This is a genomic window from Flagellimonas olearia (assembly GCF_004150225.1).
In the GTDB taxonomy this organism is placed as follows: domain Bacteria; phylum Bacteroidota; class Bacteroidia; order Flavobacteriales; family Flavobacteriaceae; genus Flagellimonas; species Flagellimonas olearia.
In genome coordinates this window covers 116127-135645 of the sequence record NZ_ML142913.1, presented here as the reverse complement: position 1 = coordinate 135645, position 19519 = coordinate 116127, and the positions used below count along the sequence as shown (strand labels likewise).

At 44.2% G+C, this 19519-nt stretch carries 19 protein-coding genes and 1 tRNA gene; 14 read left to right on the top strand and 6 right to left on the bottom strand.

Features of this window, described 5'->3' with window-relative positions:
* Positions 1–62: 62 nt before the first annotated feature.
* The 4 genes from DN53_RS15175 (at position 63) to odhB (ending at position 5864) form a co-directional block, all read left to right on the top strand.
* Entirely contained in the window at positions 63–1340 is a 1278-nt protein-coding gene (locus DN53_RS15175; protein ID WP_129655605.1) for a metal-dependent hydrolase family protein, read from the top strand.
* A gap of 32 nt (positions 1341–1372) precedes the next feature.
* Positions 1373–1729, top strand: coding sequence for a hypothetical protein (locus DN53_RS15170; protein WP_129655603.1), 357 nt, complete (start codon positions 1373–1375; stop codon positions 1727–1729).
* Between the two features lie 97 nt (positions 1730–1826).
* A complete protein-coding gene (locus DN53_RS15165; RefSeq protein WP_129655601.1) occupies positions 1827–4625 on the top strand; it encodes a 2-oxoglutarate dehydrogenase E1 component in 2799 nt (932 codons plus the stop codon).
* A 21-nt stretch (positions 4626–4646) separates the two neighbouring features.
* On the top strand, positions 4647–5864 hold the full coding sequence (odhB, locus tag DN53_RS15160; RefSeq protein WP_129655600.1) for a 2-oxoglutarate dehydrogenase complex dihydrolipoyllysine-residue succinyltransferase: 1218 nt from the start codon (positions 4647–4649) through the stop codon (positions 5862–5864).
* A gap of 45 nt (positions 5865–5909) precedes the next feature.
* On the opposite strand, the gene DN53_RS15155 is transcribed toward odhB, so the two are convergent.
* Entirely contained in the window at positions 5910–6350 is a 441-nt protein-coding gene (locus DN53_RS15155; protein WP_129655598.1) for a retropepsin-like aspartic protease family protein, read from the bottom strand.
* A gap of 102 nt (positions 6351–6452) precedes the next feature.
* Between DN53_RS15155 and DN53_RS15150 the strand changes: the two genes are divergently transcribed.
* From DN53_RS15150 to DN53_RS15105, 10 genes are all read left to right on the top strand, one after another.
* Positions 6453–7220 carry a TatD family hydrolase gene (locus tag DN53_RS15150; protein WP_129655596.1) on the top strand — a complete coding sequence of 256 codons (768 nt, stop codon included), beginning with the start codon at positions 6453–6455 and terminating at the stop codon, positions 7218–7220.
* Between the two features lie 3 nt (positions 7221–7223).
* Positions 7224–8255, top strand: coding sequence for an asparaginase (locus tag DN53_RS15145; protein WP_129655594.1), 1032 nt, complete (start codon positions 7224–7226; stop codon positions 8253–8255).
* A gap of 66 nt (positions 8256–8321) precedes the next feature.
* Positions 8322–8409, top strand: a tRNA-Ser gene (locus DN53_RS15140).
* Between the two features lie 78 nt (positions 8410–8487).
* The gene (locus tag DN53_RS15135; protein ID WP_116217164.1) at positions 8488–9222 is read left to right on the top strand and encodes a MotA/TolQ/ExbB proton channel family protein; all 735 of its coding nucleotides are present in this window, start codon (positions 8488–8490) and stop codon (positions 9220–9222) included.
* 27 nt (positions 9223–9249) lie between these two features.
* Positions 9250–9687 (top strand): hypothetical protein, encoded by a 438-nt coding sequence (locus DN53_RS15130; RefSeq protein ID WP_129655592.1) that lies wholly within the window; start codon positions 9250–9252, stop codon positions 9685–9687.
* 11 nt (positions 9688–9698) lie between these two features.
* Positions 9699–10304, top strand: coding sequence for an ExbD/TolR family protein (locus DN53_RS15125; protein ID WP_129655590.1), 606 nt, complete (start codon positions 9699–9701; stop codon positions 10302–10304).
* Positions 10305–10318: 14 nt separating this feature from the next.
* A complete protein-coding gene (locus tag DN53_RS15120) occupies positions 10319–10801 on the top strand; it encodes an ExbD/TolR family protein (RefSeq protein ID WP_116217167.1) in 483 nt (160 codons plus the stop codon).
* Positions 10802–10957: 156 nt separating this feature from the next.
* Entirely contained in the window at positions 10958–11581 is a 624-nt protein-coding gene (locus DN53_RS15115) for an ExbD/TolR family protein (protein WP_129655588.1), read from the top strand.
* A 6-nt stretch (positions 11582–11587) separates the two neighbouring features.
* Complete coding sequence (locus DN53_RS15110; RefSeq protein ID WP_129655586.1) at positions 11588–12055, top strand: ExbD/TolR family protein; 468 nt, start codon at positions 11588–11590, stop codon at positions 12053–12055.
* Between the two features lie 82 nt (positions 12056–12137).
* On the top strand, positions 12138–12830 hold the full coding sequence (locus DN53_RS15105) for a porin family protein (RefSeq protein WP_129655584.1): 693 nt from the start codon (positions 12138–12140) through the stop codon (positions 12828–12830).
* Here DN53_RS15105 and DN53_RS15100 read toward each other — a convergent pair.
* The 5 genes from DN53_RS15100 to frr form a co-directional block, all read right to left on the bottom strand.
* The gene (locus tag DN53_RS15100; RefSeq protein WP_129655582.1) at positions 12825–13427 is read right to left on the bottom strand and encodes a hypothetical protein; all 603 of its coding nucleotides are present in this window, start codon (positions 13425–13427) and stop codon (positions 12825–12827) included. The genes DN53_RS15105 and DN53_RS15100 overlap by 6 nt on opposite strands.
* Positions 13427–14884, bottom strand: a complete 1458-nt coding sequence (rpoN, locus tag DN53_RS15095) for an RNA polymerase factor sigma-54 (protein ID WP_129655580.1) — start codon at positions 14882–14884, stop codon at positions 13427–13429. Before rpoN ends, DN53_RS15100 begins: the two co-directional genes overlap by 1 nt.
* 46 nt (positions 14885–14930) lie before the next feature.
* Positions 14931–16364 (bottom strand): asparagine--tRNA ligase, encoded by a 1434-nt coding sequence (asnS, locus tag DN53_RS15090; RefSeq protein ID WP_129655578.1) that lies wholly within the window; start codon positions 16362–16364, stop codon positions 14931–14933.
* A gap of 90 nt (positions 16365–16454) precedes the next feature.
* Positions 16455–18851, bottom strand: coding sequence for an efflux RND transporter permease subunit (locus tag DN53_RS15085; protein ID WP_129655576.1), 2397 nt, complete (start codon positions 18849–18851; stop codon positions 16455–16457).
* 75 nt (positions 18852–18926) lie between these two features.
* Positions 18927–19481 carry a ribosome recycling factor gene (gene frr, locus DN53_RS15080; RefSeq protein WP_129655574.1) on the bottom strand — a complete coding sequence of 185 codons (555 nt, stop codon included), beginning with the start codon at positions 19479–19481 and terminating at the stop codon, positions 18927–18929.
* Positions 19482–19519 lie beyond the last annotated feature (38 nt).

Sequence of the window (19519 nt, the reverse complement as noted above, 5' to 3'; positions counted from 1 at the left end):
TGTTAGGTTATCATGCAAGGGATGCTTACATTAGTCAAACTAATTGACTAAACTTTTTGAAAATGAAAAAACTTATCTTCCTTTCTCTCTTACTTTTTGGTGCTGTGGCACTGGCTCAGGAAACCTACCTCCATTGTGGTCGCCTATTGGATGTGAAATCGGGTAAAATGCTCTCAGAAAAAACCATAGTGGTTTCAGGAAATTCAATCAAGTCCATTGAAAATGGATACAGGACTGGTGGCGCGCAAGATGTGGTCGTGGACTTGAAGGACAAGACCGTGCTTCCTGGGTTCATAGATATGCATGTGCACATTGAAGGGCAGTCCAGTCCCAATACCTATATCCAAAGGTTTACCCTGAATGATGCCGATGTGGCCTTTCAATCCACCGTATATGCCAAGAACACTTTGATGGCAGGATTTACCACAGTTCGTGACTTGGGAGGAAGCGGAGTCAACATTGCACTTCGAAATGCCATAAACAAAGGAGTTATTGTAGGGCCTAGAATTTTTACCGCCGGTAAGGCCATAGGGACAACCGGTGGCCATGCAGACCCGACCAATGGCATGAAAAAAGATTTGATGGGAGATCCCGGCCCCAAAGAAGGTGTGGTGAATTCGGAAGAAGACGGTAAAAAGGCGGTAAGACAACGCTATAAAGATGGGGCGGATGTCATTAAGATCACCGCTACCGGAGGTGTGCTCAGTGTGGCCAAGAGTGGACAGAATCCGCAGTTTACCATTGAAGAGATAAAGGCGATAACAGAGACTGCCAAAGACTACAATATGCTTACGGCGGCCCATGCCCATGGTGATGAAGGGATGCGAAGGGCTATTTTGGGAGGTATTAAAACGATAGAACATGGTACCCTGATGAGTGAGGGAACCATGGACCTTATGGTGAAACACAATACGTTTTTGGTGCCTACGATCACCGCTGGAAAGGAAGTGACCGAGAATGCCAAAAAACCTGGATACTTCCCTGATGTGGTGGCCAAGAAAGCCAGTGAGATAGGACCAAAGATCCAGGCCACCTTTCAGCTTGCCTATAAAAAAGGAGTGCCTATTGCCTTTGGGACCGATGCGGCCGTTTTTCCACATGGGGAGAATGCAAGGGAGTTTGTATATATGGTAGAGGCCGGGATGCCCGTGGTAGAGGCGATCAAGTCTGCGACCATAACCAATGCCGAACTTTTGGGAATGGGAGATAATCTTGGGCAACTTAAAGCCGGTTTTTTGGCTGATATCGTGGCCGTGGACGAGAACCCTGAGGATGATGTGAATACGTTGAGGAATGTGGTTTTTGTGATGAAAGAAGGGAAAATATTCAAGTCCGAGTAAATCCTTTTTAACGGATTGGACGTACATACCATATGCTGTCCAACTTTAACAACAGTCTGGAACTATTGGAAGTGGCCCAAAAGGAGCAGCTGTACCAAAACCTTTTGGTGCAGCTGGAAAAGGATTTTGGTTTGGCCAACATATCATTGAAGATTCATAAGGACATTGCACCTTCCGAGCTGAAAAGCCTTCTGCATGAGAAAATCTATGTGCTCATGGTGGAAAAGTTTTCGGAATACCTCAATCTACTTTATGTGGTGGATATTCCGGAGGAGGCGGTTCGCAATATGCCCCTTTCTGATGTGGTTGACCTGTCCGCTGAAGTATCGTTCCTGCTTTTGAAAAGGGAATGGCAGAAAGTTTGGTACAAGCATAAATATAACACCTAAAACTTTTTTTTGATTAAATGCAACTTTGTAGGCCAACTGTTGTATTTGTTGTATTTTTGATAAAATTTTTAGATAGGTTTTTAGCTATTAGCTGTCCATGGACAAATATTCATTTTTAAACGCAGCGCACACCTCATTTTTTGCGGAGCTGTACGATAAATATCTTACGAACCCCGATAGTGTGGAGCCCAGTTGGAGGGCTTTTTTTCAAGGATTTGATTTCGGAATGGAAAGTTCCTTGGAAGATTTGGGGATTGATTCAGGCAATACCGGCACGGTAATCTTAGCCAATGGAAAACAGGTGGAAATGCCCGAGACCCTCCAAAAGGAGTTTCAGGTCATCCGCTTGATTGATGGCTACCGTTCCCGGGGCCACCTCTTTACCAAGACCAATCCGGTCAGGGAAAGACGTAAATATGAGCCCACTTTGGACATTGTCAACTTTGGCTTGTCCGAGGCGGATATGGGGACTGTTTTTGATGCCGGGAAAATTCTGGGTATAGGGTCTGCCTCTTTGAAGGAGATCATTGCCCATTTGGAGCGCATCTATTGCGATTCCATTGGGGTGGAGTACATGTACATCCGTACCCCGGAACGCATTCAGTGGATTCAGGATTGGCTCAACGTAAACGATAACCATCCCAATTTCAGTCCGGAAGAAAAGAAGAGTATTCTCAGGAAGTTGAATGAAGCGGTTTCCTTTGAAAGCTTTTTGCATACCAAGTATGTAGGACAGAAACGATTCTCCCTTGAAGGTGGTGAGTCTTTGATTCCTGCTTTGGATGTCATCATTGAAAAGGCTGCGGACCGTGGAGTGAAACAGTTTGTGATGGGAATGGCCCACCGTGGTCGTTTAAATGTATTGACCAACATCTTCGGAAAATCCCCAAGGGACATTTTCAGTGAGTTCGACGGAAAGGACTACGAAGAGACCATTTTTGATGGGGATGTGAAATATCACCTCGGATGGACTTCCAAGCGGGAGACCGATTCCGGGAAAATGGTGAACATGAACATTGCTCCCAACCCTTCGCATTTGGAAACCGTGAACGCCATTGTTGAGGGGATAACCCGTGCAAAGCAAGATCGTGATCATACTGACAATGTATCGGAAGTGTTGCCTATTTTGGTGCATGGCGATGCAGCTTTTGCGGCTCAGGGCGTGGTATATGAAATTATACAAATGGCCCGTTTGGATGGCTATGCCACCGGAGGGACCATTCATATTGTAGTGAATAACCAAATCGGGTTTACCACCAATTATCTGGATGCCCGTTCCTCAACCTATTGTACCGATGTGGGCAAGGTTACCCTATCCCCCGTATTGCACGTCAATGCGGATGATGCCGAAGCTGTGGTCCATGCCTCTATTTTTGCATTGGAGTATAGAATGCGATACAAGCGCGATATTTTCTTGGATCTGTTGGGCTATCGAAAATATGGGCATAATGAAGGGGATGAACCAAAGTTCACCCAACCTTTGTTGTATAAATCCATATCCAAGCACCAGAACCCAAGGGATATTTATGCGGAGAGATTGATTGCTGAGGGCATCATTGATAAAGACTACGTTAAAAATCTCGAGGAAGAATATAAAAAGAACTTGGAGGAAGATCTTTTGGATTCCAGAAAGATCGAGAAAACAAGAATAACCCCTTTCATGCAAGATGAATGGGAAGGGTTTGGCCAAGTGACCGAGGAGACCATGTTGGAAACCATGGATACTTCGTACAACTTGGAAAAATTGACGGAGATTGCCCGAAGCATCACCGTGCTTCCCGAAGGAAAAAAATTCCTAAGAAAGCTGGAGCGATTGGTCGAAGCACGGCATAAGATGTACTTTGAGGACAATCAGTTGGATTGGGCCATGGGGGAGCTTTTGGCCTATGGATCTTTGATCGAGGAAGGCTTTGATGTGCGCATGTCCGGCCAAGATGTGGAGCGGGGTACTTTTTCGCACCGTCATGCCGTGATCAAAACCGAGATGCATGAGGAAGAGGTAACTTTGTTGAACGAACTTGGGGACAACCAAAATGGGAAGTTCCATATCTATAATTCCCTGCTATCGGAATATGCGGTAATGGGCTTTGACTATGGGTATGCCATGGCAAGTCCCAAGACCCTTGCCATTTGGGAGGCCCAATTTGGGGATTTCAGTAACGGGGCTCAGATCATTATAGACCAATACCTATCTTCAGCTGAGGATAAGTGGAAGTTGCAGAACGGTTTGGTGCTTTTGTTGCCCCATGGATATGAAGGACAGGGAGCTGAGCACTCTTCGGCACGTATGGAGCGCTACCTTCAGTTGTGTGCCAAGGACAATATGTACGTGGCGGATGTCACCACCCCTGCCAACTTGTTCCACCTGCTTCGTAGGCAGATGAAAGCCGATTACAGAAAACCGTTGGTGGTATTCACGCCAAAGAGTTTGTTGCGTCATCCTAAAGTGGTTTCCTCCAAAGAGGAAATGGCCAATGGAAGTTTCCAAATGGTGATCGATGATAGCGAAGCAAGTGCAGCCAAAGTAAAAACATTGGTGTTCTGTACCGGAAAGTTCTATTACGATCTTTTGGACAAGCGGGAAGAATTGAAACGGGACGATGTGGCCTTGGTGCGTGTGGAGCAGTTGTTCCCATTGCCAACTGCTGAAATGCAGAAGGTCATCAAGAAATATAAAAATGCGGACGATATTGTTTGGGCCCAGGAAGAACCTAGGAACATGGGGGCTTGGGGGCACATGCTGATGCATTTTGACGAAGCCAAACAATTTAGGGTGGCCTCACGTAGATTTTATGGAGCTCCCGCTGCGGGAAGTGCGGTGCGTTCCCAAAGACGTCATGCCCAAGTGTTGGAGTATGTCTTTGATAAGAGTAAGGACAATATGTTAATTCGATAATAAAGTATAAACGCGTATAGCATGGTATTAGAAATGAAAGTTCCCTCTCCTGGGGAATCCATTACAGAGGTTGAGATAGCCGAATGGTTGGTCGAGGATGGAGATTATGTGGAAAAGGATCAAGCCATTGCAGAGGTTGACTCGGACAAGGCAACATTGGAGCTTCCTGCGGAAGAAAGTGGAATTATTACCCTAAAGGCCGAAGTTGGGGATGCCGTGGCCGTAGGTGAAGTGGTGTGTCTTATCGATACCAGCGCCGAAAAACCCGAAGGGAGTGCTCCAAAGGCAGGAGCGAAAGAAGAACCTAAAAAAGAGGAGCCCAAAGCGGAGCCAAAAAAGGCAGAGCCTGCCAAGGAAACCTATGCTTCAGGAACGCCTTCGCCAGCAGCCAAAAAGATTTTGGATGAAAAGGGTATTCAGCCTTCATCCGTTTCCGGTTCTGGAAGGGATGGTCGCATTACCAAGGAAGATGCTGTGCAAGCGGTTCCATCCATGGGTACGCCCACAGGAGGAAGTAGGGGAGAGACCCGCTCCAAACTGTCCATGCTACGTAGAAAAGTAGCCGAGCGTTTGGTGTCCGCCAAAAATGAAACTGCGATGTTGACCACTTTCAATGAAGTGGATATGTCGCCCATCTTTGAATTGCGCAAGCAGTACAAAGAAGAATTCAAGGATAAGCATGGTGTAAGTTTGGGCTTTATGTCCTTCTTTACCAAAGCGGTGATCCGAGCGTTGCAAATGTATCCTGCCGTAAACTCCATGATCGATGGAAAGGAAATGATCACCTATGATTTCTGTGATATCAGTATTGCTGTTTCCGGACCCAAAGGTCTTATGGTGCCTGTAATCCGAAATGCGGAGAACCTAACCTTTAGAGGTGTGGAAGCCGAAGTGAAACGTTTGGCCATCCGTGCCAGGGAAGGTGAGATTACGGTAGATGAAATGACCGGCGGAACCTTTACCATTACCAATGGCGGGGTATTCGGTTCCATGCTGTCCACGCCTATCATCAACCCACCACAAAGTGGAATCTTGGGAATGCACAACATTGTGGAGCGCCCTATTGTAAGGGATGGCGGTATTGTTATTGCGCCCATTATGTATGTGGCCCTGTCGTATGACCATAGAATCATCGATGGAAAAGAATCCGTTGGTTTCTTGGTGGCGGTCAAGGAAGCTTTGGAAAGCCCGGTAGAGTTGTTGATGGATGGTGATGTGAAGAAAGCTTTGGAGCTATAAATTTGTCACCTCGAGTGTAGTCGAGAGGTCTTAAAATAACAGCCTTTACTTTTTTAAGTAGAGGCTTTTTTTATCATAATCAATTACCGCTTTTCCCTTTTTAAGGATATCAGCCCCAATGATTCCGTCTACGGGCAGTGCATTGTGGGAGGTAAGGGCCTTGTTTACATGGACCAGGTCAAAGAGGACTATCTTGAGTCGGCTTTTTTTCCAATCCCCTATCTTGATTTTATTTTTGGTGGAGACCAAGGTTTCCATTTCGGTAGCCCCCGCCCCGGCGGCTTTTACATCCGAAGCTTCGGACACCATATTGAAAAAAGCTGTTTTGTCCATTCCTACGCAGGTGTTTGAAGCGCCTGTGTCCAAAATGAATCTGCCGGTGACCCCATTGATTTTGGCGGCAATTTCAAAATGGTTGGTCTCGGTGAGGGTTAAGGGTATCTTGGTGTAGCTTTTGGCTTTTAGAAACTTTTTGAGTGACGCCATGGTATTGATGGGATGATGTGATCTTTAACGCAATCAATGAATGCTAACGTTTTATTCAGGCACAAAGTTTTGGGGCATCTAAGATAAGTCTATTTTTGCGATATGATCATAACCGATACCCATACCCATTTATATAGTGAGGCCTTTGAAGGGGATAGGGATGAAATGATGCGGCGTGCCCTCGATGCCGGGGTGGAACGCTTTTTTATTCCTGCCATCGATTCAACCTATACCCAGTCCATGTTGGATTTGGAATCCGATTACCCCAAAAATGTATTTTTGATGATGGGATTGCATCCTACCCATGTCAAGGAAAACTATAAGGAAGAGCTGGCCCATGTGGAGGAATGGATCTCCAAGCGGAAGTTTTATGCTGTGGGGGAAATCGGTATAGACCTGTATTGGGACAAGACATTTTTAAAACAGCAGCAAGAGGCATTTGTATATCAGATCCGTTTGGCCAAAAAGCACCAATTGCCCATTGTGATCCATTGCCGGGAGGCTTTTGATGAGATTTTTGAGATTTTGGAACAGGAAAAAGGGGATGACCTATATGGGATTTTTCATTGTTTTACGGGAACTTTGGAACAAGCACATCAAGCCATTTCCTATGGAATGAAATTGGGGATTGGGGGAGTGGCCACGTTCAAGAATGGAAAAATCGACCAGTTTTTAGGTCAAATTAATTTGGAGCACATCGTCTTGGAGACCGACTCGCCTTATTTAGCGCCGGTTCCCTTTAGGGGAAAGCGGAATGAAAGTGCTTATATTGTTGAGGTTCTGGAGAAGCTGTCCCTCATATATGGAAAATCCATTAAGGAACTTGCAGAGATTACCACGGAGAATTCCAAAAACGTATTTGGCATATAACCCATGAAGGAAAAAAACCATATTCTGCTGATCTATACCGGGGGTACCATCGGTATGGTCAAGGATTATGAGACCGGGGCCTTGAGAGCTTTCAATTTTGAGGAGCTGATCAAGAACATTCCCGAACTGAACCAGTTGGATTGTACGTTAACAGGTATATCCTTTGAAAAGCCCATTGATTCTTCCAATATGAACCCTACGTATTGGGCGCAGATAGCTTCCATGATAGAGGAGCATTATGCCATGTATGATGGCTTTGTGGTGCTGCATGGCAGCGATACCATGAGTTATTCTGCATCGGCTTTGAGCTTTATGTTGGAGAACCTGGCCAAGCCCGTGATTTTTACAGGATCCCAATTGCCCATAGGGGATTTGCGTACAGATGCCAAGGAGAATCTGATCACCTCCATCCAAATTGCGGCCCTTAGGGAGAAAGGTAAGGCTGTGGTGCAGGAGGTGGGACTGTATTTTGAATACAAGCTGTACCGTGCCAATAGGACCACCAAGATCAACGCGGAACATTTTGAGGCATTCGCTTCCTTGAACCATCCACCTTTGGTGGAATCGGGTGTGCACCTGAATGTGCATTATGCCAACCTATTGCCTAAAATTTCCAAACATAAGGCCTTGCAGGTCCATAAGACCATGGATGATCATGTGGCCATCTTGAAACTATTTCCCGGACTTAACAAAGAAGTCTTGCAATCGGTCTTGAACATTCCCGGTCTTAAGGCGCTTGTTTTGGAAACCTATGGGGCCGGAAATGCTCCAATGGATGCATGGTTTTTGGATGAATTAAGAATTGCCATAAAAAAGGGTTTACATGTTATTAATGTAACTCAGTGCTCTGGGGGCAGCGTATCCATGGGTCATTATGAGACCAGCGAAAAGCTTCGGGAAATGCAACTGGTTAATGGAAAGGATATTACAACAGAGGCGGCCATAACCAAGGCCATGTACCTATTGGGGACTGGTGTTTCGGGCAAATTGTTCAAAACTATTTTTGAAACCTCACTACGCGGTGAAATGCTGTAAAATTAACGTGTCAAATTTCTAAAACTGATTATTTTTTCGTTTATTGGTCGACCCAATTGGGAAAATAGAGAGGTGGCCGAGTGGTCGAAGGCGCACGCCTGGAAAGTGTGTATACACCAAAAGTGTATCGAGGGTTCGAATCCCTTCCTCTCTGCTAGGTATTTTAATTTTTCAATTATAAAATTTTTATATCTTTAACATTATTAACTAACTAAATTTAAGTTTGAGAAAAATGAAAAAAGTATCCTTTACTCTGGCTGCTGCCGGAATGTTTGTTTTGGGAACAACAACTGCATCGGCTGCCATGTTGCAAGAAGAAGCTGCTGCTGAAGCCAGCAAAGGTTTCACCCAAGTATTGAAAGAACAGTTTATCCAAGGGGGTCCTGCCTTCATGGGTATCGTATTGCTTTGTTTGATATTGGGATTGGCTGTTGCCATTGAAAGAATTATTTATTTGAATTTGGCTACCACAAACTCTGCCAAGCTTAAGCAACAAGTTGAAGATGCCTTGGCTTCCGGTGGTGTTGAAGCGGCCAAAGAAGTATGTAGAAATACAAAAGGTCCTGTTGCTTCCATCTTCTACCAAGGTTTGGATAGAGCTGGAGAAGGTTTGGAATCTGCAGAAAAAGCTGTTGTGGCTTATGGAGGGGTTCAAATGGGACAGTTGGAGAAAAACGTTTCTTGGTTGTCTCTATTTATCGCTATTGCTCCTATGCTTGGGTTCATGGGTACGGTAATCGGTATGATTCAGGCCTTCCAGAAAATCGCGGCTGTGGGTAACTTGAGCGCATCTTTGATCGCCGGTGATATCCAGGTAGCATTGTTGACCACGGTATTTGGTCTTATTGTTGCGATCATCCTTCAGATTTTCTATAACTATATCATTGCTAAAATCGATAGTATCGTAAACGACATGGAAGATTCCTCCATATCATTGATTGATATGTTGGCAGCTCACAAGAAATAATTACGAAACCAAAAACTATCGAGAATCATGAATAAAGTAATAAAAATAGCACTCATTGTCATCGGGTTGGTAGCGGCCGTTCTTTGGTTCTCTTTGCCTTCTGCTGATGACCCAGGTGCCATCAATAGTGGTGCCATGAACTTCATGTTCATCATCATGTACATCTTGTTGGCCATTGCAGTGGTGTCAGCGGTATTTTTCGGATTGAAAAAACTGCTTACTACTCCTGGAAGTATTAAGAAAGCCCTGTTCGCCATCGGTGGACTGGCTATAGTAGTAGCAGTATCTTATGGACTTTCCTCCAACAACATGGCTGTAGTTGAAGCTATGTCTTCAAGAGGTATAGAAACTACTGAGGGTACTGTAAAGAATATTGGAATGGGACTAAATGTCTTCTTCATCCTAACGGTAGTGGCCGTACTTCTTATGGTGTTGCCAGGGTTGAAGAAAATGTTCGTCAAGTAAAAAGCTGAATTATGCCTAGAAGAAAAGGAGCACCGGAAGTAAATGCCGGTTCCATGGCGGATATTGCGTTCCTCTTGCTGATCTTTTTCTTGGTTACCACAACCATTGAAACAGATGCAGGTTTGGATCGTATGTTGCCGCCCATAGAGCCGCCAGAAACGGACGTAATCATTAGACAGAAGAACATTTTTACGGTTAATATCAATAAAAATGGACAGCTGTTGGTGGAAGATGAGCTGATGAACCTGAAGGACTTGAGGAAGGCTGCAACAGCATTCTTGGAGAACAATGCAGACGGTTCCTGTAGCTATTGCAAGGGAAGAAAGGATGCAGCTTCATCCGATAATCCAACAAAAGCCATCATCTCTTTGAAGAATGACAGGGAGACCAAATACAGTACCTACATTACCGTACAGAACGAGTTGGTAGGTGCCTATAACGATTTGCGTAACCGTGAGGCCCAACGTTTATTCAACAGGGACTTTACAGAGATGGAATCTGAGTACCTTAACCCAGAAACTCCCACTGCAACGCGGGACGATTTGAAGGATAAGGTGAAACGTATTCAGGATATGTTTCCACAGAAACTATCCGAAGCGGAAACATCAACCAATTAAAACTAGAATTTAATATGGCTAAGTTTACAAAAAAGAAAGATGGGGATTTGCCAGCGGTATCTACCGCGTCACTTCCAGATATTGTCTTTATGTTGCTGTTCTTTTTTATGACGGTAACAACCATGAAAGATAGTTCCCTATTGGTTGAGAATACACTTCCCAATGCAACTGAAATCAAAAAGTTGGAGAAAAAGGATCGTGTGATCTATATCTACGTTGGAAAGCCCACCCAAGAATACCAAAGTGTTTTTGGGACTGAACCAAGGATTCAATTGAATGACAAGTTTGCGAATGTAGACGAGGTTGGATCTTACATCTTGGCCGAACGCGCCAAGAAACCACAGGAACTTCAAAATGTATTGACTACTGCTCTAAAGGTTGATAAGAACGCCAATATGGGTCTTATCACCGATATTAAACAACAACTAAGAGAAGTTAATGCCCTTAAGGTCAATTATACGACCTATGAAGGGGATGCGTTTAATAACTTGCAGTAAACAATAACTTAGATTTAGTGGGAAACGCTCCAAATTGTAAGATTTGGGGCGTTTTTTGTTTGTAGGGAACTTCCCTTTCTCTGTTTTGGAATAGTTGTTGTGATGTATGTTCCTGAGAACCAATAAGGAATATTAATCCCAGCTAAACCTTAAGTTATGAACAGAAACAGAGAGAATCCCGAAGTAAATGCGGGGTCAATGGCAGATATTGCTTTTCTGCTATTGATCTTTTTCTTGGTAACCGCAACCATACAGACCGATGTTGGTCTGGACCGAAAACTACCTCCCAAGGAAACCATTCCTCCTCCTCCCGTAAATGAACGTAATATATTTAGGGTAAGCCTAAATAAAAATGACGAGCTCTTCGTGGAGGATGGTATTATGGAATTGGAAGATCTTAAAACGGCTGCAATGGCATTTTTGGATAATGGAGGCATTCCAAAAGGAAAGGAGAATCATTGTGGGTATTGTAAGGGAGCTGAAAGCCCTGATGCTTCCGATAACCCTGTGAAGGCTGTAATATCTTTCAATAGCGACCGTGAAGCTTCATATGGGATGTATGTAAGCGTACAGGATGCATTAACGGCAGCCTACAATGAATTGAGGAACAGGGAATCCCAAAGACTTTATGGGAAGAACTATGTGGATATGGAGGAATCGTATTATTCCGATGAGATGTCCGATGTGAAGAAGATGGCCCTACAACGGGAGATTGAAACGATTCGGGAGATGTTCCCAATGAAACTTTCGGAGGCAGAAACCATATCCCAACTAAACTAAGACATTATGAGAAGCATTAGAAATAAGAAAAAAGCACAGCCTGCCATATCAACGGCAGCTTTACCGGACATTGTTTTTATTTTATTGTTCTTTTTTATGACGGTCACCACAATTAAGTCCGAAACGCTGTTGGTGGACAATAACTTGCCCCAAGCGAACCAAGTAAAAAAGCTAGAGAAAAAGGATAGGGTTATTGAAATATATGTTGGAAGGCCCAATCAAGATTTGGCAAAAGTATTGGGGTCAGAACCAAGAATCCAGTTGAACAATAAAATTGCCCATATGAGTGAAGTGGGTCCCTATGTTTTACAGGAACTTGCACAAAAGCCCGATGCCATCCGAAACCTGGTCACCGTTTCCCTTAAAATAGATAAGGATGTAAATGTCGGGGTGGTGTCAGATATAAAAGAGGAGCTCCGTAAAGTCAACCTGCTTAAGGTAAACTATACCGTCTTCCAAGGAAATCCATTATAGGGAAAACTTTGGGGAAAAGAGTAGAGTTAAAAACAATCCAAATGTGTAATTTGGGTTGTTTTTTATTTTGGAGAGCATTGTAATGAAGCAGTATGTAGTTTTGACCCTATTGTCGTTTTCCTTTTTTGTGGCACAATCACAAGAAGTACAGGATTCCATTGTGGATGTAAATAGGCGCTATCTGGAAGATCAATTTTATATCGGGTTGGGGTACAATCTCCTGTTCAATAGACCGGAAAATACCGTGCAGCGTAACCTTTCCTATAACCTTCAGGCCGGCTTTATCAAAGATATCCCGCTTAATTATAGAAGGAATGTAGGCTTGGGAATTGGTGTGGGGTATGCGGTAAACTCCTACTACAGCAACATTGTGGCTACCAAGACAAACAACATAATTTCTTATGAGGTCATGGACCAAGGCGATTTTAACCGCAGCAAACTGGAAACCCATGCCGTTGAGTTTCCCTTGGAATTGAGATGGAGGACCTCGACGGTTGAAGAATATAAGTTCTGGCGTATATATGCCGGCGTTAAACTGGGGTATGTGTTTTCAGGGAGGTCCAAATTGGTCATGGAAGGTGGTTCAACCAGTTTTTCCAATGACGATATCCAGCCTTTCCAATATGGGCTAATGCTCAACTTTGGATACAACACCTGGAATATCCATGCCTACTATGGTCTAAGTCCCTTACTGGAAGAAACCGCTCAACTACCGTCTGGGGAAAGAATAGATACAAGAGTGCTTCGTATTGGTTTGATCTTCTACATTCTATAGCCAATACTTTAAAATGATCAGTTGGGAGCAGACTCCTACAAGGAATCCTATCAGTAATTCGGCTTTGTTGTGGGCCTGTAGATACAGTCGTGAAGTGGCCACCAATCCCGTACATAGGGTGAAAATACTAATGGCCAAGGTAATGTTCACTTCAAAATGGATGCTAAGCCCGATCATGAACATTAAAACACTTCCCATGCCCAAAAGGTGCATACTGGTCTTAAACTTCAGGAAAAGGAGGATAAGGGCTGTTGCCGTGGCGGTGAGCAAGCCTATAAAGAAGTAGAATAGCTCATGCACGTAATTGTTGGGGATGACTTTGTACAATATCATCAAAAATAAAGCACAGCTGATATAGAGCGGGTACTTGCGTTCCTGAAGGGTAGGTAGAAAAATGGAATGTATCACTCCCAAATTTTTCAGGATCAGAAAAAAGATGATTGGGATGATTACGGTGAGGATAAAAATGGGTAGGATGTTCCCGCTTTGAATCTCCAAAGTGCTGTAAGGAGCTACTAAAAAATAGAGTATGGTTCCTCCTACAGGGATGAACAGTGGGTGAAAAAGGTAGGAGACAATGTTGAAGAAGTGGCGCATTAGATTTCCTTTCTTAACCTGGCCACCGGGATGCCCAATTGTTCCCTGTACTTGGCCACGGTTCTTCGAGCTATGGGGTAGCCACGCTCTTTAAGGATTTTTGCCAGTTTATCATCCGTTAACGGCTTTTTCTTTTCCTCATCGCCAATAACGGTCTCCAATATTTTTTTGATTTCTTTGGTGGATACGTCTTCTCCTTGCTCATTCTTCATGGCTTCGGAAAAGTAGTCCTTGATAAGTTTGGTCCCATAAGGTGTATCCACATATTTACTGTTGGCCACACGTGAAACCGTGGAAACGTCCATGTCTATTTGGTCTGCAATGTCCTTTAAGATCATGGGGCGCAATTTTCGTTCATCACCGGTCAAAAAATATTCTTTTTGATAGTTCATGATGGTGCTCATGGTTACAAATAGGGTTTGCTGTCGCTGTTTAATGGCATCAATGAACCACTTGGCCGCATCCAACTTTTGCTTGATGAAGAGCACGGTATCCTTCTGTGATTTTGATTTTTCCTTGGAATCCTTATACCCTTGGAGCATGTTGTTGTACTCTTTGGAAACATGCAGTTCAGGGGCATTTCTGCCGTTTAGGCTAAGTTCCAGTTCCCCGTCCACGATCCGAATGGAAAAGTCGGGGACAATGTGTTCAATCATCCGGGTGTTGCCCGAATAGGAGCCACCCGGTTTGGGGTTCAGTCTTTCAATTTCGGAAATGGCAGCTTTGAGCTCCTCTTCAGTGATGTGGTACTTCTGGATGAGCTTGGCGTAGTGCTTTTTGGTGAATTGATCAAACGATTTTTCCAAGATGTTGATGGCCAGTTCAACCGAGGGTTTTTGTTCCTTGCGCTTAAGCTGGATGATCAAGCACTCGTCCAATGATCTTGCAGCTACCCCTGGGGGGTCCAATTCCTGGACCACTTTGAGGACAGATTGAATCTTTTTCTCATCCACATAGATGTTTTGCGTAAAGGCCAAATCATCCATAATATCGGCAATGGGACGTCTAATATATCCGCTTTCATCCACACTGCCCACCAAGAACTCCGCAATCGCCCATTCCTCATCATCCAAATAAACCGTGTTGAGTTGGTTGATCAGGTGCTGGTTGAAAGAAGTGCCGGCCGCATACGGAATGCTTTTTTCCTCATCGTCTGCGCTGTAGTTGTTCGTGCGGGTCCTGTAATCCGGGATTTCATCATCGCTCAGATAATCATCAATATTGATATCCTCTGCGGAAATGGTCTCATTGTCCGATGAATCATCGTAGGTGTCCTCATAAACATCATCCATGACATCGCTCTCCGCCTTTCCACTCTCAAGGGCGGGATTCTCCTCCAGTTCCTGCTTCAATCGCTGCTCAAATGCCTGTGTGGGCAATTGAATGAGCTTCATGAGCTGAATCTGCTGTGGAGACAGTTTCTGGGAAAGCTTAAACTGTAGATGTTGTTTTAGCATGGGGATTGATTTACAATCTTCCTACTTATAAATTTAAGAATTCCTTTTAAAACTCGGCGTTCTGTGGAGTTCTAGGGTAAGGAATCACGTCCCTGATGTTGCCCATGCCTGTGGTAAACTGTACCATTCGCTCAAAACCAAGTCCAAAACCACTGTGTGTGGCCGTGCCAAAACGTCTAAGGTCCAAGTACCACCAAAGCTCTTTTTCATCAATATTCAACGCTTTGATTTTGTCCTGAAGTACATCCAAACGTTCTTCTCGCTGTGAACCTCCCACAATTTCCCCAATACCAGGGAAAAGCACGTCCATGGCACGTACAGTTTTGCCATCTTCGTTCAAACGCATATAGAACGCCTTGATGTTGGCCGGGTAATCAAAAAGGATTACGGGGCATTTAAAATGTTTTTCCACCAAGAAGCGTTCGTGCTCACTCTGTAGGTCGGCACCCCACGCATCAATGGGATATTGGAATTTCTTCTTCTTGTTGGGTTTGCTGTTTCGCAAAATATCGATGGCTTCGGTATAGGAAACTCTTTTAAAGTTGTTCTCGACCACAAACTTCAGTTTCTCGGTCAAGCTCATTTCCGAACGTTCGGCTTGGGGTTTGGATTTCTCCTCATCCAACAAGCGTTTTTCCAAAAACTCAAGATCATCACCGCAGTTATCCAATACGTATTGGATAATCCACTTGATGAAATCTTCAGCCAAATCCATGTTGGCATCCAAATCATTGAAGGCCACTTCGGGCTCTATCATCCAAAACTCGGCCAAGTGTCTGGAGGTGTTGGAATTCTCAGCTCTAAAGGTTGGACCAAAAGTATATACTTTTCCAAGGGCCATGGCATAGGTTTCGGCCTCTAACTGCCCTGAAACGGTCAAGTTGGTTTCTTTTCCGAAGAAATCTTCGGAATAATCCACTTTGCCCTGCTCGTCAACAGGGGGATTCTTGTCATCGAGCGTGGTGACCCGGAACATTTCCCCGGCTCCTTCCGCATCGGAACCCGTAATGATGGGGGCATGCATATAGTAAAAACCATTCTGCTGAAAATAGCTGTGAATGGCAAATGATAGCGCAGAGCGCACCCGCATAACCGCAGAAAAGGTATTGGTGCGTACCCGTAAATGGGCCTTTTCCCGTAAGAACTCCAAGGAGTGCTTTTTGGGTTGAATAGGGTAGGTCTCTGGGTCGGCGGTACCATGGACAAAGACATCTGTTGACTGGATTTCCACACTTTGTCCCTTTCCTTGGCTTTCCACCAAGGTGCCGGATATTTTTAAGGCTGCTCCAGTGCTGATTTGTTTGAGCAAGGTTTCGTCAAAATTTTCAAAATCGACAACGCACTGCAGATTATGTATGGTTGAACCATCGTTCAAGGCAATAAATCGGTTGCTCCTAAATGTTTTTACCCATCCATTTACTTCAACAGGTTCTCCTACGGGTTGCTTTTCTAGCAATTCTTTTATGGAATAAGACTTCATTGTAAGGCTATCGTAATTTAAGCGGTAAAGATAGGTTTTTGATAAAAAATGAAAGCAATGGAATGGCCTAATTTATAGCTGTTCCGTGGATTATTTGTCCTTGGGGCCGTCCTCTTCCTTGGGTAGAATATCAATTTGAGGCTTTTTAAGGACCTGCTTATTGGCAATGCTTCTTTCCAAAGAGAGAAGCAGGGAAGGCAACAAGATCAGGTTGGAAAGCATGGCGAACAACAAGGTGGCCGATACCAGTCCCCCCAAAGCTTTGGTGCCTCCAAAACTGGAGATGATGAACACCGAAAAGCCAAAGAACAATACAATGGAAGTGTAGAACATACTTACCCCGGTTTCGCGCAAAGCCGCATAGACCGATCTTTTGATGTGCCATTTGTGTGCGGCCAATTCTTGGCGGTACTTGGCCAAAAAGTGAATGGTGTCATCAACCGAAATGCCAAAGGCAATACTGAACACCAAAATGGTTGAAGGCTTTATGGGTACACCCAAATACCCCATAACCCCAGCAGTTATGACCAAGGGCAGCAGGTTGGGGACCAAAGAGATGATCACCATCCGGAACGAGCGGAACAGATAGGCCATGAAGAGTGAGATCAATCCGATGGCCAGTGCCAACGAGAGCAATAAATTTTTGACCAGATATTTGGTGCCTTTTAAAAATAGCAACGCCTTTCCGGTCATAAAAACTTTGTATCGTTCGGAAGGGAAAAACTTGTTGATGGCCTGCTGAACATCCCGCTCAATTTCTTCCATACGGTCAATCTTTACATCCTGCATGTAGGTGGTCAGTCGTGCCGTTTGTCCGGTGCTGTCCACAAAGCTTTCCAAAAGATTGCCATTACCCGAAGATTTCCGGGCGGCATCCATGATAAAGGTGTTCTCTTGGGAGGTGGGCAGCTGATAATATTTTGGAATTCCGTTATAAAACGCCTGTTTGGAATATTTGATCAGATCCACCACGGAAATGGGTCTCGATAGTTCAGGAATTTCGTTAATGGTCGCTCCCAATTCATCCATCCGTTTTAGGGTGGCGGGTTTGATCACTCCATTTTTGCGTTCAGTGTCAACAACAATTTCCATAGGCATGATGCCATCGAACTCCTGTTCAAAAAACTGTATGTCTTTATAAAAGTGGGTGTTTTTTGGAAGGTCTTCAATCCGGCTACCGGTAATCTTGATTTGGTAAATGCCAATAATACTCAAGACCAAAACCGCTACTGTTGTGATATAAACAGCTATTCTGTGGTGCCGTACCATACGCTCCATCCAATTCACAAAAAAGTCCATCCATTTTTTGTTGAGATGCTTTAAGTGCTTGGTTTTGGGAAGCGGCATAAAACTGTAAATGATGGGGATGATCAAAAGGGAAAGAATAAAAATCCCGATAATATTGATGGAGGCCACAATACCGAATTCCTTGAGGAGGTCACTGTCCAAAATAATGAAGGTGGCAAATCCTGATGCTGTGGTTATATTGGTCATTAAAGTGGCATTCCCAATTTTTGAAATGACGCGTTGTAGGGATAAGGCCTGGTTGCCGTGCTTATTGACCTCTTGTTGGTATTTATTGATCAAGAAGATGCAGTTCGGGATTCCGATAACAATGATAAGTGGGGGAATCAGTGCGGTCAAGATGGTAATCTCGTACCGTAGGAGCCCCAAAAAGCCAAAGGCCCACATCACTCCAATGATCACCACACACATGGAAATGAATGTGGCGCGGAAACTACGGAAGAAAAAGAAAAAGATAACCGAAGTGACCAAAAGGGCGGCCACGATAAAAATCCCGATTTCATCCACGATGGATTTCGTGTTCCATGTGCGTATGTAAGGCATGCCGGATACCCTTACATCCAACTGGGTCTCATCTTCAAAGCTTTTTACCAAATCACCAAGATCGTTCAGGATAAACTCATTACGCACCGCGGTGTTCATGATGTCCTTGTCCAAATAGGCAATGGTCTGTATGGTGCCACTTTTGGGATTGTAGACCAGATTGTCATAAAAGGGCAGTTCATTGAACAGGTGATGGGTCAGGGAATCAATTTCCTGCTTGGTCTCGGGAGGATTTTTAAGGAAGGGCTCCATGATAAAAGCCTGTGTCTCGTTATCCTTGACCAGGACCTTGAGGTTGTCCGTGGAAATCACAAAATCAATCTCAGGGAAAGCCTCCAATTGCTTGCTGAGCTTGTTCCAACGGTTAAAATTTTGGGGTGTGAACAAAGCGGTATCCCGTATGGCCAATACAATGGCATTGCCCTCTTCACCAAAAATCTTGGTGAAGGCATTGTACTGAACGGTGGCAGGATGGTCGTCTGGGAGAATGTTGGCTTCCGTGTTGGAAAACTGCATGTTTTTCCACTGAAGGCCCAAAAAGACCGTGAATCCAGCAATGGCGATAAGAATCAGAATCCTATTGCGAAGAATAATCCGTGCGACCTTAGGCCAAAATCCTTTAGTGAGCTTTGCTACCATTTGGGTTTTGTTGGGCGCAAAGGTAGAAAATGATCAGCTGTGTTCCTAGGAAAGCAGGCAATCTATACCTTGGTTTTACACCTTCATGATTTCCGCTTCCTTAACGGATAAAATGGTATCTACTTTTTTACTGTATGAATCGGTCAGTTCCTGCACATCTACCTCGGCATTGCTCAACAAGTCCTCAGAGATATCCAAGGCCTTAAGCTCTTTATTGGCCTCCTGTCGGGCACTTCGAATACTTACTTTGGCATCTTCGGCTTCACTCTTGGCCTGTTTGGTAAGTTGAACCCTTCTTTCCTCGGTCAAAGGGGGGACATTGATGATGATCATTTCGCCATTGTTCATAGGATTGAACCCTAAATTGGCGTTCATAATGGCCGTTTCAATTTCTCCAAGAAGGTTTTTTTCCCAAGGTTGTACTGAAATGGTCCTGGCATCTGGGGTATTGATGTTGGATACTTGTGAAAGTGGGGTTTTGGAACCATAATATTCCACCATTACCGTGGAAAGCATCACTGGACTTGCCTTTCCGGCACGGATTTTTACGAGGGCTTTTTCCAAATGGGAAATGCTTGCATCCATGCTTTCTTTAGTGCTATCAAGTACAAATTTTACTTCTTCGTCCATAATTTTTAAGTTTTATTGTCTCAAATCAAAGCGTATGC